The organism is Nocardia sp. NPDC004068 (assembly GCF_042874315.1).
GTDB lineage: Bacteria > Actinomycetota > Actinomycetes > Mycobacteriales > Mycobacteriaceae > Nocardia.
This window is the reverse complement of sequence record NZ_JBIAMW010000008.1, coordinates 357,586-372,141: the sequence shown is the minus strand read 5'-3', so window position 1 is coordinate 372,141 and position 14,556 is coordinate 357,586. Positions and strand designations below refer to the sequence as shown.

The 14,556-nt window shown below is 68.9% G+C and carries 14 protein-coding genes; 8 read left to right on the top strand and 6 right to left on the bottom strand.

Translation table 11 applies throughout. From position 1 onward, the window contains the following. Window positions 1–28: 28 nt before the first annotated feature. Both ACFYTQ_RS22455 and ACFYTQ_RS22450 read right to left on the bottom strand, forming a co-directional pair. Window positions 29–1,543 (bottom strand): sensor histidine kinase, encoded by a 1,515-nt coding sequence (locus ACFYTQ_RS22455; RefSeq protein WP_387364046.1) that lies wholly within the window; start codon window positions 1,541–1,543, stop codon window positions 29–31. Between the two features lie 81 nt (window positions 1,544–1,624). Further along, window positions 1,625–1,840, bottom strand: a complete 216-nt coding sequence (locus ACFYTQ_RS22450; protein ID WP_387364044.1) for a biotin/lipoyl-binding carrier protein — start codon at window positions 1,838–1,840, stop codon at window positions 1,625–1,627. A 98-nt stretch (window positions 1,841–1,938) separates the two neighbouring features. Here ACFYTQ_RS22450 and ACFYTQ_RS22445 point away from each other — a divergent pair, with 98 nt between their 5' ends. Beyond that, a complete protein-coding gene (locus ACFYTQ_RS22445; RefSeq protein ID WP_369801531.1) occupies window positions 1,939–2,013 on the top strand; it encodes a 50S ribosomal protein bL37 in 75 nt (24 codons plus the stop codon). Window positions 2,014–2,075: 62 nt separating this feature from the next. On the opposite strand, the gene rsrA is transcribed toward ACFYTQ_RS22445, so the two are convergent. Together rsrA and ACFYTQ_RS22435 are read right to left on the bottom strand one after the other, a co-directional pair. Beyond that, the gene (gene rsrA, locus ACFYTQ_RS22440) at window positions 2,076–2,360 is read right to left on the bottom strand and encodes a mycothiol system anti-sigma-R factor (protein ID WP_387364041.1); all 285 of its coding nucleotides are present in this window, start codon (window positions 2,358–2,360) and stop codon (window positions 2,076–2,078) included. Continuing rightward, window positions 2,357–3,211, bottom strand: coding sequence for a sigma-70 family RNA polymerase sigma factor (locus tag ACFYTQ_RS22435; protein WP_387364038.1), 855 nt, complete (start codon window positions 3,209–3,211; stop codon window positions 2,357–2,359). The genes rsrA and ACFYTQ_RS22435 overlap by 4 nt, the downstream gene beginning before the upstream one ends. 72 nt (window positions 3,212–3,283) lie before the next feature. Here ACFYTQ_RS22435 and ybaK point away from each other — a divergent pair, with 72 nt between their 5' ends. The 4 genes from ybaK (at window position 3,284) to ACFYTQ_RS22415 (ending at window position 6,556) form a co-directional block, all read left to right on the top strand. Next, window positions 3,284–3,778, top strand: coding sequence for a Cys-tRNA(Pro) deacylase (gene ybaK / locus ACFYTQ_RS22430; protein WP_387364035.1), 495 nt, complete (start codon window positions 3,284–3,286; stop codon window positions 3,776–3,778). A gap of 127 nt (window positions 3,779–3,905) precedes the next feature. Continuing rightward, window positions 3,906–4,403 (top strand): MarR family winged helix-turn-helix transcriptional regulator, encoded by a 498-nt coding sequence (locus tag ACFYTQ_RS22425; RefSeq protein ID WP_387364032.1) that lies wholly within the window; start codon window positions 3,906–3,908, stop codon window positions 4,401–4,403. A gap of 68 nt (window positions 4,404–4,471) precedes the next feature. After that, the gene (locus ACFYTQ_RS22420; RefSeq protein ID WP_387364286.1) at window positions 4,472–6,094 is read left to right on the top strand and encodes an MDR family MFS transporter; all 1,623 of its coding nucleotides are present in this window, start codon (window positions 4,472–4,474) and stop codon (window positions 6,092–6,094) included. Between the two features lie 195 nt (window positions 6,095–6,289). Then, window positions 6,290–6,556, top strand: a complete 267-nt coding sequence (locus ACFYTQ_RS22415; RefSeq protein WP_387364029.1) for a hypothetical protein — start codon at window positions 6,290–6,292, stop codon at window positions 6,554–6,556. Between the two features lie 16 nt (window positions 6,557–6,572). On the opposite strand, the gene ACFYTQ_RS22410 is transcribed toward ACFYTQ_RS22415, so the two are convergent. Continuing rightward, the gene (locus ACFYTQ_RS22410; protein ID WP_387364026.1) at window positions 6,573–7,355 is read right to left on the bottom strand and encodes an SOS response-associated peptidase; all 783 of its coding nucleotides are present in this window, start codon (window positions 7,353–7,355) and stop codon (window positions 6,573–6,575) included. 133 nt (window positions 7,356–7,488) lie between these two features. Between ACFYTQ_RS22410 and ACFYTQ_RS22405 the strand changes: the two genes are divergently transcribed. The 3 genes from ACFYTQ_RS22405 to rsgA all read left to right on the top strand — a co-directional run bounded on the left by ACFYTQ_RS22405 (window position 7,489) and on the right by rsgA (window position 11,423). Next, the gene (locus ACFYTQ_RS22405; protein ID WP_387364023.1) at window positions 7,489–8,997 is read left to right on the top strand and encodes an aldehyde dehydrogenase family protein; all 1,509 of its coding nucleotides are present in this window, start codon (window positions 7,489–7,491) and stop codon (window positions 8,995–8,997) included. A gap of 144 nt (window positions 8,998–9,141) precedes the next feature. Beyond that, on the top strand, window positions 9,142–10,425 hold the full coding sequence (gene aroA / locus ACFYTQ_RS22400) for a 3-phosphoshikimate 1-carboxyvinyltransferase (protein ID WP_387364020.1): 1,284 nt from the start codon (window positions 9,142–9,144) through the stop codon (window positions 10,423–10,425). Beyond that, entirely contained in the window at window positions 10,386–11,423 is a 1,038-nt protein-coding gene (gene rsgA, locus ACFYTQ_RS22395) for a ribosome small subunit-dependent GTPase A (protein ID WP_387364017.1), read from the top strand. The genes aroA and rsgA overlap by 40 nt, the downstream gene beginning before the upstream one ends. 222 nt (window positions 11,424–11,645) lie before the next feature. On the opposite strand, the gene secA is transcribed toward rsgA, so the two are convergent. Then, window positions 11,646–14,480 carry a preprotein translocase subunit SecA gene (secA, locus tag ACFYTQ_RS22390; protein WP_387364014.1) on the bottom strand — a complete coding sequence of 945 codons (2,835 nt, stop codon included), beginning with the start codon at window positions 14,478–14,480 and terminating at the stop codon, window positions 11,646–11,648. Between the last annotated feature and the right edge of the window lie 76 nt (window positions 14,481–14,556).

Below are 14,556 nucleotides of genomic sequence, written 5' to 3'. Positions count from 1 at the left end.
CTTCATTGTTTCCGGGCAGGAAAATCGGTCAGCGAGAAGCCCGGCGGCCCAATGGAACCCGCAACACCGCGTCGGTTCCGACATCCGCGCCCGGATGCAAACCGATCGAACCGCCCAATTCGGCCGTGACGAGAGTGCGCACGATCTGGAGCCCGAGCCGGTCGGAACCCTCCAAACTGAAACCGTCGGGCAAACCGCGGCCGTCGTCGCTGATGATGACGTCGAGCCAGCGGGCCGACCGCTCGGAACGAATTGTGACCGTGCCGTTTTCGCCCGCGTCGAAGGCGTGCTCGATGGCGTTCTGCACCAATTCGGTGAGCACCATCACCAGCGGGGTGGCCCGCTCGGCGGAGAACACGCCGAGCGAACCCGCGCGCCGCACCTTGATGCGGGCGGTGTGCACGGTGGCCACGTCGGCCATGATCGGCAGCAGCCGGTCGACGACCTCGTCGAGATCGACCTCCTCGTCCACCGACATCGACAGCATCTCGTGCACCGAGGCGATCGAGGTGACCCGGCGGACCGATTCGGTCAGCGCCAGACGGGCCTCCTCGTTCTCGGTGCGGCGGGCCTGGAGGCGCAGCAGGGCCGCGACGGTCTGGAGGTTGTTCTTCACCCGGTGATGGATCTCGCGGATGGTCGCGTCCTTGGACAGCAGCGCGCGGTCGCGGCGCTTGACCTCGGTGACATCGCGGACGAGCACCGCGGCCCCGACCAATTCGCCGTTCGGGCGCAGCACGATGGTCCGCAGCAGCACGGTCGCCCCGCGCGCCTCGACCTCCATCCGCCGCCCGGACTTGCCCGCGAGCGCGGCCTGGATGTCGCTGACCACCTCCTGGGCGTCGAACGGATCGGTGATCAGCGAGCGCGTGGTCTGCGCGAGATCCTGTCCGGCCAGATCGCTCTGCAAGCCCATGCGGTGATAGGCCGACAGCGCGTTCGGGCTGGCGTAGACGACCTGGCCCTGGGTGTCGAGGCGGATGAAGCCGTCGCCCGCGCGCGGGCTGGAATGCGAACCCGTGCGGTCCTCGAGGGTGGGGAAGGTGCCGTCGGCGATCATCCGGCACAGATCGTCCGCGCAGGCCATATAGGCCTGTTCCAGGCTGCCGCGCACCTTCGTGCGCCGCACGTCGGTGTCGCGCCCGAGCACCGCGATCACGTCGTCGCCGACCCGCACCGGGATCGCCTCGCGGATGGCATGCACGGGGGTGGGGTGATAGACGCCGCTGGTCTCCACGTCCGAGTCCAGCCGCACGATCTCACCGGTCAGCAGCGCCTCGAAGATCTGGGACTGGTCGTCGCGCGAGGCCAGCGAGCCGACCAGATCCTTCGGGTGCACGGTCGCGGCGGTGGTCGGGCGGCTCTGCGCGACGCAGACGACGTCGGCGCCCTCGGCGACCGGGCCCGCGCCCACCCACAGCAGCAGATCCGCGAACGACAGATCCGACAACAGCTGCCAGTCGCCGACCATCCGCTGCAGATGATCCACGGCCGCGCCCGGCAGATCCGTGTGCTCGGCCAGCAGATCGCTCAGTGTCGACATCACCCACGCTCCTTCACCCGATGTGAACATCCTCCCCTTACACCAGGTGAAGGGTGTCGTTCCGCGTGATCCCGCCCGGGTTCACGCGATGACGGCGATCAGGTCGCCCTTCTGCAGCACGTCGCCGGGCTTGACGTTGATCGAGGCGACCGTGCCGCTGACCTCGGCGAGGACCGGAATCTCCATCTTCATCGACTCCAGCAGCACCAGCGTGTCGCCCTCGGCGATCGGCGCGCCCTCCTCGGCGACGATCTGGAAGACGGTCGACACCATCTCGGCGTGCACTTCCTCGGCCATGCCACCCTCTCGTTCGAACCGACGCGTTCCGGCCAGCGGCCGCTGACGGTACAGCCAACCACACATGGAACAATGGCGTCGATCAGAAGGAGGAAACCATGGGAAAGCGTGGACGCAAGAAGCGCAGCCGTCGCAAGAACGCGGCCAACCACGGCAAGCGCCCCAACAGCTGACGACGGGCGCCCCGGAAAGCACTGAGCGGCACGCCATTTCGATGGCGTGCCGCTCTGTCGCGTCAGGGCTGTTCGACGCTCGTCTCGGTGATCGTCACCGATCTGCGGATCTCGAGGGTGAGCCGCTCGCGCAGCGCCTCGGGGGCGCGGTCGCCGCCGCACTTGGTGTGCAGCAGCCGCTTCAGCTTCTCCTCCAGGCCGTAGGCCTCGATGCACGGCGAACAGTGGTCCATGTGGTGGCGCAGCCGTTCCCGGGTCGCCTCGTCACATTCGCCGTCGAGGATCAGCCAGACGTCGGCGAGAACCGCCGTGCAGTCCAGTTCCGTCTCGTCGTCGCCGGTGCTCACTGGGTTACCTCCTGACGCGTGCCCTCACCCGTGCGGTTGCGATCGAACCCCCGTTCGTGCGCCACGTCGGCGAGCAGACCCTTGAGCTGCTTGCGGCCGCGGTGCAGGCGGGACATGACCGTACCGATCGGAGTCCCCATGATGTCGGCGATCTCCTTGTAGGGGAAGCCCTCGACATCGGCGTAGTACACCGCCATCCGGAACTCCTCCGGAAGCGATTGCAGCGCGGCCTTGATGTCGTCGTCGGGCAGCGCCTCGAGCGCCTCCATCTCCGCCGAGCGCAGGCCCGTGGAGGTGTGCTCGGCCGTGGAGGCCAGCTGCCAGTCGGTGATCTCGTCGGTCGGGTACTGCGCCGGTTGCCGCTGCTTCTTGCGGTAGGAGTTGATGTAGGTGTTGGTCAGGATCCGGTACAGCCAGGCCCGCAGATTGGTGCCCTCGCGGAAGGACCGGAAACCCTGGAACGCCTTGGCGAACGTCTCCTGGACCAGATCCTCGGCGTCGGCCGGGTTGCGGGTCATGCGCAGGGCCGCCCCGTAGAGCTGATCCAGCAACGGCAGCGCGTCGCGCTCGAACCGCTGGGCCAGTTCGGCTTCGCTCGAATCGCTGCGGGCCCCGGATCCGTCGTCCGCGAACTCGTCGTCGGCGGGATCATCGGGCTCTCCGATGCCGGCCGTCACTTCGTCGTCGCTCGTCACGCCCATCCCTTCGATCGCCGTAGTTTCCGAATCTACCGCGACGGGACTGGGCAGCAGGAATCCGGTGACGACGCGCACCGGGCGTTCATCGACCAGAACGGTCACCGGCAAACTCCTTCGAAGGTCGCTGGGGGGTGGATGGATTTCGTATCGCATGCAACATGGCGTGCGCGCGGTGTGTTCCCGCGCGTTCGCGCCCCGGCCGCCGCGGCGCCTAATCTGGCCCGCATGGCAGGTGCGTCGACCCCGGCGGTCCGGGTGCTCACCCAGGCGAAGGTGGCTCACCGCGTGCACTCCTATCCGAACGATCCGCGCGCGGACTCGTTCGGCGCGGAGGCCGTGGCCGCGCTCGCCGAACAGCTGGGTGTGCGCGCCGCGCAGATCTTCAAGACCCTGGTCGTGGAGTTGTCCACCGGCGGCCTCGCGGTCGCCGTGCTGCCGGTGCCGAACACCTTGTCGCTCAAGGCCGCCGCGGCCGCGCTCGGCGCGCCCAAGGCCGCGATGGCCGACAAGGTCCGCGCCGAGCGGACCACCGGCTACGTGCTGGGCGGCATCTCCCCGCTGGGCCAGAAGCGCGCGCTGCCGACCGTCATCGACGAATCCGCGCTGACCTGGGACCGCGTCCTGTGCAGCGCGGGCCGCCGCGGGCTCGAGATCGAGCTGGCCCCCGCCGATCTCGTCCGCCTCACCGCCGCGGTGACCGCCCCGGTCACGCAGGGCTGATCCGGATCACAGAAAAACTCCTTGCCCGCGGTCGCTCGCGGCCGCATACTTGCCTAGTACAACTAGTTGGCAGGTACAAGCAATTGCTTCGCACAAGCAGTTGACAGATGCAAGGAGACGACAGCACATGGACGGCGACTCGGCGGTCGATCGGATCGCTCAGCAGCTGGTCCGCCTGGCCCGGATCCGCGAACGCACCCAGGCCCACATCGCCGCCCACTCCGGCGGCGAGATCGAGATCGCCGCGTTCGGCATCATCTTCCGCCTGCTCTGCGACGGGCCCATGCGGTCCGGAGCGCTGGCGGAGGCGCTGTACTCCGACGCCTCGACGATCAGCCGGCAGGTGCAGACCCTCGTCAAACGCGGCCTGATCGAACGCCGGGCCGATCCCGCCGACGGCCGGGCCAGCGTCCTGGTCGTCACCGACGCGGGCCGCGAGGTGGCCGCGCAGATGCGCAAGCGCCGCAACGAGACCTTCGAACGGGTCCTGGCCGACTGGACCGACGACGAACGCGAGCTGTTCGGCACCATGCTGCGGCGCTTCGTCGACGACTACGACGCCGCGCGCCCGGCCATCCTCACTCCCCCGACCTCCCAGAACTCAGCGACGGAGAAAGACTCGTGACAACCGCAACCGCACCCGCCGAACCGAGATCGGAGGCGGGTTTCACCCACCGCCAGATCCTGGTCATCATGAGCGGGCTCATCCTCGGCATGCTGCTGGCCGCGCTGGACCAGACCATCGTGTCCACGTCCATCCGGACCATCGCCGACGATCTGCAGGGCTACTCCCTACAGGCGTGGGTGACCACCGCCTACCTGATCACCGCGACCCTGGCCACCCCGCTGTACGGCAAGTTGTCGGACATGTACGGGCGCAAGCCGTTCTATCTCGCGGCCATCACGATCTTCGTGGTCGGCTCGCTGGCCTGTTCGTTCGCGCAGTCGATGTACGAACTGGCCGCCTTCCGCGCGTTGCAGGGCCTGGGCGCGGGCGGGCTGATGTCGCTGGCGCTGACCATCATGGGCGATATCGTCGGCCCGCGCGAACGCGCCCGCTACCAGGGCTACTTCCTGGCCGTGTTCGGCACCTCGAGCGTGGTCGGCCCGGTGCTGGGCGGCCTGTTCGCCGGTCAGGCCGACATCTTCGGCGTCACCGGCTGGCGCTGGGTGTTCCTGGTGAACGTGCCGATCGGCGTCGTCGCCCTCGCCGTGGTGACCCGCGTGCTGCACCTGCCGCGCACCCCGCGGCCGGGCGTGCGGATCGACTGGTGGGGCGTGCTCATGCTGGCCGTGGGCATCGTGCCGCTGCTGGTGGTGGCCGAGCAGGGCCGCGAATGGGGTTGGGGCAGTACGTCTTCGGTGCTGTGCTACGTCGTCGGCGTGCTGGGCGTGCTCGGCTTCGTCGCGGTGGAGGCCCGGCTCGGGGACGCGGCGCTCATCCCGCTGCGGATGTTCAAGAACTCGACCTTCGCGCTCGGCGTGGTCATCTCGTTCGTGGTCGGCGCGGGCATGTTCGGCGGCATCAGCCTGATCCCGCAGTACCTGCAGGTCGTGCGCGGCTCCAGCCCGACCGTGGCCGGGTTGCAGATGCTGCCGATGGTGCTGGGCATGATGGTCGGCTCGATCGTGGCGGGTCAGACGATCTCGCGCACCGGCCGTTACCGGGCCTTCCCGCTGATCGGCGCGGCGCTGCTCACGCTGGGACTGTTCCTGTTGCACTTCGTCGACGCCGACAGCCGCCTGTGGCTGGTGATGATCTTCATGGGGATCACCGGCCTGGGCCTGGGCAATCTGATGCAGCCGCTGACGCTGGCGTTGCAGAACGCGTTGCCGCCCAAGGACATGGGCGTGTCCACCGCGGCCGCGACGTTCTTCCGGCAGATCGGCGGCACGCTGGGCGTGGCGGTGTTCCTGTCCATCCTGTTCGCCCAGCTGAGCCCGAGCATCGGGGACGAGTTGCGGTCCGCCTCGACCCAGCCCGCGTTCCAGCAGGCGGTCGCCGAGGGCCTGCACAGCTCGAATCCCGCGGACGCGGCGCTGTCGAAGGGCCTTGCGGCGCACGATGTCTCGGCCGCGAGCGGGGTGCTCAACGACAGTTCGGTGATCCAGCAGCTGAATCCGACGCTGGCCCGGCCGTTCAAGGTGGGCTTCGCGGATTCGATGTCGACGGTGTTCCTGTCGGTCACCGGGATCGCGGCGCTGGCGCTCGTGCTGGTGGCGTTCTGGAAGGAGGTGCCGCTGCGCACCGCGGGCGGCATCCAGGCCGGAGCCGAGGCCAACGAACGCAAGGTCGCCACGGCCCAGCCCGTCTAGGCCCCGCCACGGCCCAGCCCGTCTAGGCCCCGCGACAGTTTCCGGACGGCCCCGCACCTCGTGCCGGGGCCGCCCGGTCGTTCGTGGGCAACACGCCCGCGTACGGCACGAAAGCCGCAAATCTCCCGAATGGGATCATTCGGTGTGCGTTACTGATCGGGTCAGATTCGTTCGACCCCGAGGATGTGATGCGAAATGTCGGACAGGCACCGGGTGCGCACCATGATCGTCGCCGTGTCGGGCGGGGTGATCCTCCTGCTGGGCTGCGCGACGGCCACCGCGGATTCCAACTACCCCCTCGGCTCCGGGCCGGGGCGGGCCGCCCAGGACGGACCGAACAAGCAGGCGGAGAAGGCCGAGAAGTACGGCGGCGGGGCGACCTCCAAACTGGTCGACCTCGGCGCGAGCATCGTGCGGTGCGGGCTCAATGTCGCGGTCCCGTCGGTGCGCTGCGACCTGTGACGAGCGGCCGGGCCGGTCAGATCAGGCTGGTCTGACCGGTCCGCTCGTCGCTTCCGGCCGCCGGATCGGCCAGCAGTTCGGGGCCGTTGTTGCGCACGCTGTTCACCAGCGGCGAGACCGGGCGCGCGACGATATCCGAAACCCATTGCGGCGAAGGCGTTTCCAGTAGTTCGTGCGGCGCGGGGTGGTCCGGGTCGAGCCAGGCGTCCCAGTGCTCGCGCGGCATCGGCAGCGGCATCCGGTCGTGGATGCGGGTCAGATCGCCGACCGCGTCGGTGGTGAGGATCGTGCACGACAGGAGGGGGTCCATATCGCGATGGTCCGGATCGCGCCAGGTCGACCAGAGCCCGGCCATGTACAGCCGGGAACCGTCGGCGTGCGCCATGAAATAGGGCTGCTTGATCGCCTTGCCCTTGTCGGTCTGGCCCTCGACCAGCCACTCGTACCAGCCGTCCATCGGAACCAGGCAGCGGCGCTTCTTCACCGCGTCGCGGAACGAGGCGGTGGTGGCGGCCTTGTCGGCGCGCGCGTTGAACAGCGGTTTGCCCTTGGCGGGCACGCGCGGTTCGGCGGCCTTGGTCCACACCGGGATCAGCCCCCAGCGCATCCGCCGCACCCGCAGCCGGGGCTCGTCGTCGGGGTGGTCGTGATCGTGCCGCCGGACGACCGTGAGCACCTGATTGGTGGGCGCCACGTTGTAGTTCGGGCCGGAATCGGGGCGGTCGTCGGTCTCGTCGAGGGCGTCGAGTTCGGCGACGAGCCGGGCCGGGTTCGCCGTTGTCGCATATCTGCCGCACATGGTTCCCATGCTGCCATCGGGTACCGACAGCCAGGGCGGAAGAATGGCCGAAAATGCAACTGAAGGCGGTTGACTTCACATCTATGGTGTGAGAACTTCGAGCCACAACTCTCTCATTAGGGGTCGCCGAAATATGTCCACCACCGAGTCCACCGCCGTCACCCGCGAGACCACGCTCACATCGGTCGATCCGGCCACGGGCGAGGTCATCGCCACCCACCCGATCGCCGACGAGGCGGCCGTGCACGCCGCCGTGGCCGAGGCTCGCCGCGCGGCCGCGACCTGGGGGAGCCTGAGCTTCGCTGACCGCAAGCGCCACCTGTTGCGCTGGAGCAGCCGGATCGTCGCCCGCGCCGACGAATTCTGCGACCTCATCCACACCGAGAACGGCAAGCCGCGCGACGACGCCTTCCTCGAGTTGATGCTGGCGCTCGAGCACATCAAGTGGGCCGCGAGCAACGCCGAGAAGGTGCTGAAGACCAAGAAGGTCTCCCCCGGCGCGCTGATGTCGAACTTCGCCGCCTACATCGAGCAGCGCCCGCTGGGTGTGGTCGGGGTGATCGGGCCGTGGAACTATCCCGTCTACACCCCCAACGGTTCCATCGGTTACGCGCTGGCCGCGGGCAATACCGTGGTGTTCAAGCCGAGCGAATACTCCACGGGCATCGGTAATTTCCTGGCCCAGCTGTTCGCCGAGGCCAATCCCGAACTGCCCGACGGGGTTTTCGTCACGATCAACGGTTACGGCGAGACCGGCGCGGCCCTGGTGCGCGCGGATATCGATAAGATCGCGTTCACCGGTTCGGCCGCCACGGGCAAGAAGATCATGGCCGCCGCGGCCGAGCGGCTCACGCCGGTGCTGCTGGAGTGCGGCGGTAAGGACGCGGTCATCGTGGCCGCCGACGCCGATATCAAGGCCGCCGCCGACGCGGTCGCCTACGGCGCCACCATGAACAGCGGCCAGACCTGCGCGGGCGTCGAGCGCGTCTACGTCGACCGGTCCATCAGCGACGAGTTCGTCGCCGAGGTCAAGCGCATCCTGACCGACATCCACCCCGGCTCCGACGACAAGGCCAGCTACGGCCCGATGACCATGCCGAGTCAGATCGACGTCGTGCGCCGCCACATCGAGGACGCGCTGAAGAACGGCGGCAAGGCCGTGCTCGGCGGCCCGGAGTCGATCAAGGGCCCCTACATCGAGCCGGTCGTGCTGGTCGACGTCGACGAGAACTCGGCCGCCGTGCGCGAGGAGACCTTCGGCCCGACCGTCACCATCCGCACCGTCAGCGGCGTGGACGAGGCCGTCGAGCTGGCCAACGACTCGACCTTCGGCCTGGGCTCCTCGGTGTACTCCCGCAAGCAGGGCCTCGAGATCGCGCGCCGCCTGAAGGCGGGGGCGACCTCGGTCAACTCGGTGCTCGGCTTCGCCGCCATCTCGGCGCTGCCCTTCGGCGGCCATCGCGACTCCGGCATCGGCCGCATCCACGGCGCCCCCGGCCTGCTCGAGTTCACCGAACCCCACTCGATCGCGGTGCAGCGCTTCGCGATTCCGGGCATGGCCCTGATGAGCTACACCCGCACCGAACGCACCATGAAACTCCTCCGCCGCGTCGTCCCCCTCCTGCACGGCCGCCACAAGTAACCGCAACCCCAGCCGCACCCCTTGTTCGCAAACGCACCCTCTCCAGTGCCCTGGAATGGGTGCGGATCCGAACAAGGGGTGCGGCTGGGTTTCGGGGGCGGGGGGAAGTGGGTGGGTTTCGGAGGTATAGGCGAAGATGGGGGGGTGAGTTTCTGGCCAGCGCCCCATACCGATCAGCCCGTGCACGCCACCGTGGCGTTGCCGGGGTCGAAGTCGATCACGAATCGGGCTTTGATCCTGGCGGCGCTCGCGGATCGGCCCTCGACCATCACCGGGGCGCTGCGCAGCCGCGACACCGATCTGATGATCGGGGCGCTGCGGTCGCTGGGCACCGAGATCGACGGGGACGCCGACACTCTCGCGATCACCCCGGCCGGGGCGCTGGGCAGCGCGACCGTCGACTGCGGGCTGGCGGGGACCGTGATGCGGTTCCTGCCCTCGGTCGCGGCGCTGGCCCACGGCGACGTCGCGTTCTTCGGCGACGAACAGGCCCGGCTGCGGCCGCTGCGGACCGTGCTGGACGCGCTGCGCGAACTCGGCGTGGACATCGACGGCGATTCGCTGCCGTTCGTCGTGCACGGCATGGGCAAGCTGCGCGGCGGGGCGGTGACGATCGACGCCTCCGGCTCCTCGCAGTTCGTCTCGGGACTGCTGCTGTCGGCCGCGCGCTTCGACGAGGGGGTGACCGTCCGGCACGACGGCGCGCCGCTGCCGTCCATGCCGCACATCGAGATGACCGTGCAGATGCTCGAGCAGGCGGGCGTGCGGGTGCAGGCCCCGAACGATCCACGCGCCGAACAGGTCTGGACGGTCGAGCCCGGCCCGATCCACGCGGTCGACTGGGAGGTCGAGCCGGATCTGTCCAACGCCACCCCGTTCCTGGCCGCGGCGGCGGTCACCGGCGGCGAGGTGATCATCCCGCACTGGCCGCAGCTGACCAATCAGCCCGGCGACGTCATCCGCGAGATCCTGGTGCGCATGGGCGCCGAGGCCCGCCGCTTCGACGGCAAACTCACCGTGCGCGGCCCGGAACGCCTGGCGGGCATCGACATCGACCTGCACGACGTCGGCGAGCTGACCCCCACGGTCGCCGCGCTGGCGGCGCTGGCCGACTCCCCGTCGCGGCTGCGCGGCATCGCGCATCTGCGCGGCCACGAGACCGACCGGCTGGCCGCGCTGGCCACCGAGATCAACCGGCTCGGCGGCAAGGTCACCGAAACCGACGACGGCCTCGACATCGTCCCGGCCCCGCTGCACGGCGGCGACTGGCACTCCTACGCCGACCACCGCATGGCCACCGCGGGCGCGATCCTCGGCCTGCGCGTCCCTGGCGTGCGGATCGAGGACATCGGCACCACCGCCAAGACCCTGCCCGACTTCGTATCCCTGTGGGAGACAATGCTTTCCGGCACGGGAGCGGCGCACTGAGACGCCGCGACTACGACGAGTCCGATGTCCGGGTGCGCCCGGGCAAGGGCTCGCGGCCGCGCACCAAGACCCGGCCCGAACATCGGGACGCGGTCACCGCCATGGTCACCGCGGTCGACCGGGGCCGCTGGAGCTGTGTGCTCGAGGGGGATCCGGAGCGGCCCATCGTGGCCATGCGGGCGCGCGAACTGGGCCGCACCCCGATCGTGGTGGGCGACGAGGTGGGCGTGGTGGGCGATCTGTCCGGCGCCCCCGACACCCTCGCCCGGATCGTGCGGGTCGCCGAGCGGCGAACGGTGTTGCGGCGCACCGCCGATGACACCGATCCCTTCGAACGCGTCGTGGTCGCCAACGCCGAACGCCTGTTCATCGTCGTCGCGCTGGCCGATCCGCCGCCGCGCACCGGCTTCGTCGAACGCGCCATGGCCGCCGCCTACGCCGGTGGCCTGGAACCGGTGTTGTGCCTGACCAAACACGATCTCGACCCGAACTCCGAATTCGCCACGGAATTCCGCGATCTCGACCTCACCATCGTGCCCGGCGGCCGCGACGACCCCCTCGAACCGATCCTCGAGCTGCTCCGCGAACGGCTCACCTGCCTGCTCGGCCACTCCGGCGTCGGAAAGTCGACCCTGGTGAATCGCCTTGTGCCCGAGGCGGATCGGGCCGTCGGTGAGGTGTCGGGCGTCGGCAAGGGCCGGCACACCTCCACCCAGTCGATCGCGCTGCCGCTGCCCGGCGGCGGCTGGGTCATCGACACCCCCGGCATCCGCTCGTTCGGCCTGGCGCACATCACCCCCGACGACGTCATCCAGGCGTTCGCCGATCTCGCCGACGCCATCGAGGACTGCCCGCGCGGCTGCACCCATCTCGGCCCGCCCGCCGACCCCGAATGCGCCCTGGACCGCCTGCCCGGCAAGGAACGTCGCGTGGCCGCCATCCGCCGCCTGCTGGTCGCGCTCAATGCCAACGATCCATGGGCAATGGGCGGCGGTTGACGAGAAGTCCGCCCGGTATTGCCACGACCGGCAACAGGCGGCAACACCGCAACGCTTCCCCCGCGCAGCGCCCCTCCAGCAAACTATCGATGGCCCCGCCGCCGGATCCGATGTCCTTGCCCCTCATCGACTCTCCGGTGGCGGGTGCACTCCAATCCCGTCCCTCCCCCGAACAGACCGATGCCCTCCCGCCGGATCGGCGGGAGGGCATCGTCGGCGAGATCAGCGGCGGCGCTTGGACTTCGGGGGCTTCGGATGCCGTCCCTCGGCGCGGGCGGCCTCGCGGCGCTCGCGGCGAGTGGTGCCGTCGTGGCCGTTGTCGCCGTACTCCTCGGCGTCGCTGTGGCGGGCGACGTGACCGCCCTCGTCGGGACCCGAATAGGTCAGGCCGCCCGTGTTGGAGCGGTCGCCGATCCCCTTGGCGCGCAAGGCCGCCGGGGCCGCGGAGGAGCCCTCGACCGGGGCGGCGGGTGCGCCCGCCAGCGCGCCGACCGGCGAGCGCAGGCCCGGATCCACCGAAACCCCTTGCGGCTGCGGCTGTTGCACCTCGACCTGGAGGTTGAACAGGAAGCCGACCGACTCCTCCTTGAGCCCCTCGAGCATCGCGGCGAACATGTCGAAGCCCTCGCGCTGGTACTCCACCAGCGGATCGCGCTGGGCCATGGCCCGCAGGCCGATGCCCTCCTTGAGGTAGTCCATCTCGTAGAGGTGCTCGCGCCACTTGCGGTCCAGCACCGACAGCAGCACCTGGCGTTCCAGATTGCGCATACTGCCCGGACCGGCCAGGTCGTCGATCTCCTTCTCGCGGCGCGCGTACGCCTGGTGCGCGTCGTCGAGGACCGCGTCGAGCAGCTCCTCGCGGGTCAGCTCGCCGATCTCACCGGAGTCGTTCTCGCCGGTCAGGTCCTTGTAATCGATGCCGACCGGGTACAGCGTCTTCAGCGCGGTCCACAGCTTTGCCAGATCCCAGTCCTCGACGTAACCCTCGGCGGTCGCGCCCTCGACGTAGGCGGTGATCACGTCGGTGATCATGTTCTGGACCTGGCCCTCCATGTCCTCACCGGCCAGGATGCGCTGGCGCTCGGCGTAGATCACGGTGCGCTGCTGGTTCATCACCTCGTCGTACTTCAGAACGTTCTTGCGGATCTCGAAGTTCTGCTGTTCGACCTGGGTCTGCGCGCTCTTGATGGCCCGCGAGACCATCTTGGCCTCGATCGGCACGTCGTCGGGCAGATTCAGCCGGGTCATGATCGACTCCAGCGCCGCGCCGTTGAACCGGCGCATGAGCTCGTCGCCCAGCGACAGGTAGAACCGCGACTCACCCGGATCGCCCTGACGGCCGGACCGGCCGCGCAGCTGGTTGTCGATGCGGCGCGACTCGTGCCGCTCGGTGCCCAGCACGTACAGGCCGCCGACCTCGCGGACCCGCTCGCCGTCCTCCTCGACCTGCTGCTTGACCCGCTCCAACGTCGGCAGCCAGTGCGCCTGGTAGTCGTCGGGGGTCTCCACCGGATCCAGGCCCTGCTGCCGCAGCAACAGGTCGGCGATGATGTCGGGATTGCCGCCGAGCACGATATCGGTACCGCGACCGGCCATATTGGTGGCGACGGTGACCGCGCCGGGCCGACCGGCCTCGGCGATGATCTGCGCCTCCTGCTCGTGGTACTTGGCGTTGAGCACGTTGTGCGGAATGCCGCGCTTGGTCAGCAGTTTCGACAGGTACTCCGACCGCTCGACCGAGGTCGTGCCGACCAGCACCGGCTGGCCGTTCTCGTGCCGCTCGGTGATGTCGTCGGCGACCGCCTCGAACTTGGCCTCTTCGGTCTTGTAGATCAGGTCCGCCTGATCCTTGCGGATCATCGGCTTGTTGGTCGGGATCGGCACCACGCCCAGGCCGTAGATCGAGTGCAGCTCGGCGGCCTCGGTCTCGGCGGTGCCGGTCATGCCGGAGAGCTTGTCGTAGAGGCGGAAGTAGTTCTGCAGCGTGATGGTGGCCAGCGTCTGGTTCTCGGGCTGGATCTCCACGCCCTCCTTGGCCTCGATGGCCTGGTGCATGCCCTCGTTGTAGCGGCGGCCCACCAGGATTCGGCCGGTGAACTCGTCGACGATGATGACCTCGCCGTTGCGGACGATGTAGTCCTTGTCGCGGACGTAGAGTTCCTTGGCCTTGATGGCGTTGTTCAGATAGCTGACCAGCGGCGAGTTCGCGGCCTCGTAGAGGTTGTCGATGCCCAGCTGGTCCTCGACGAACTCCACGCCCGCCTCGTGCACGCCGATGGTGCGCTTCTTGATGTCGACCTCGTAGTGCACGTCCTTCTTGAGAAGCGGTGCGATACGGGCGAATTCGGCATACCACTTCGAGGACGCGTCGGCCGGGCCGGAGATGATCAGCGGGGTGCGGGCCTCGTCGATGAGGATCGAGTCGACCTCGTCGACCACGGCGAAGTTGTGCCCGCGCTGGACCAGATCGTCCAGCGAGTGGGTCATGTTGTCGCGCAGGTAGTCGAAGCCGAACTCGTTGTTGGTGCCGTAGGTGATGTCGGCGCCGTAGGCGGCGCGCCGCTCGGCCGGGCTCATGCCGCCGAGGATCACCCCGACCTCGAGGCCGAGGAAGCGGTGCACGCGGCCCATCCACTCCGCGTCGCGCTTGGCCAGATAGTCGTTGACGGTGACGACGTGCACGCCGTCGCCGGACAGCGCGTTGAGGTAGGCCGGGAGCACACAGGTGAGGGTCTTGCCCTCACCGGTCTTCATCTCGGCCACATTGCCGATGTGCAGCGCCGCGCCGCCCATGATCTGCACCTTGTAGTGCTTCTGACCGAGGACCCGCCAGGACGCCTCGCGCGCGACCGCGAACGCCTCGAGCAGCAGTTCGTCCACGGATTCGCCGTCGGCGTAGCGTTGCTTGAATTCGTCGGTCTTACCGCGCAGTTCGGCATCGGTGAGTTCGGCGTAGTCCGGCTCGAGCTCGATGACCTCGTCGGCGAGCCGCGCGAGCCGCTTCACGACGCGGCCCTCACCAAAACGTAGCAACCTCGTCAGTGTCAGCGCAGGCACGGGTCTCGTCAGTCCTCTGGTCGGTGTTGTTCGTCTCGGCACCCCACGCCGGGCTGGGCCCACGCGGGGGCTGGCT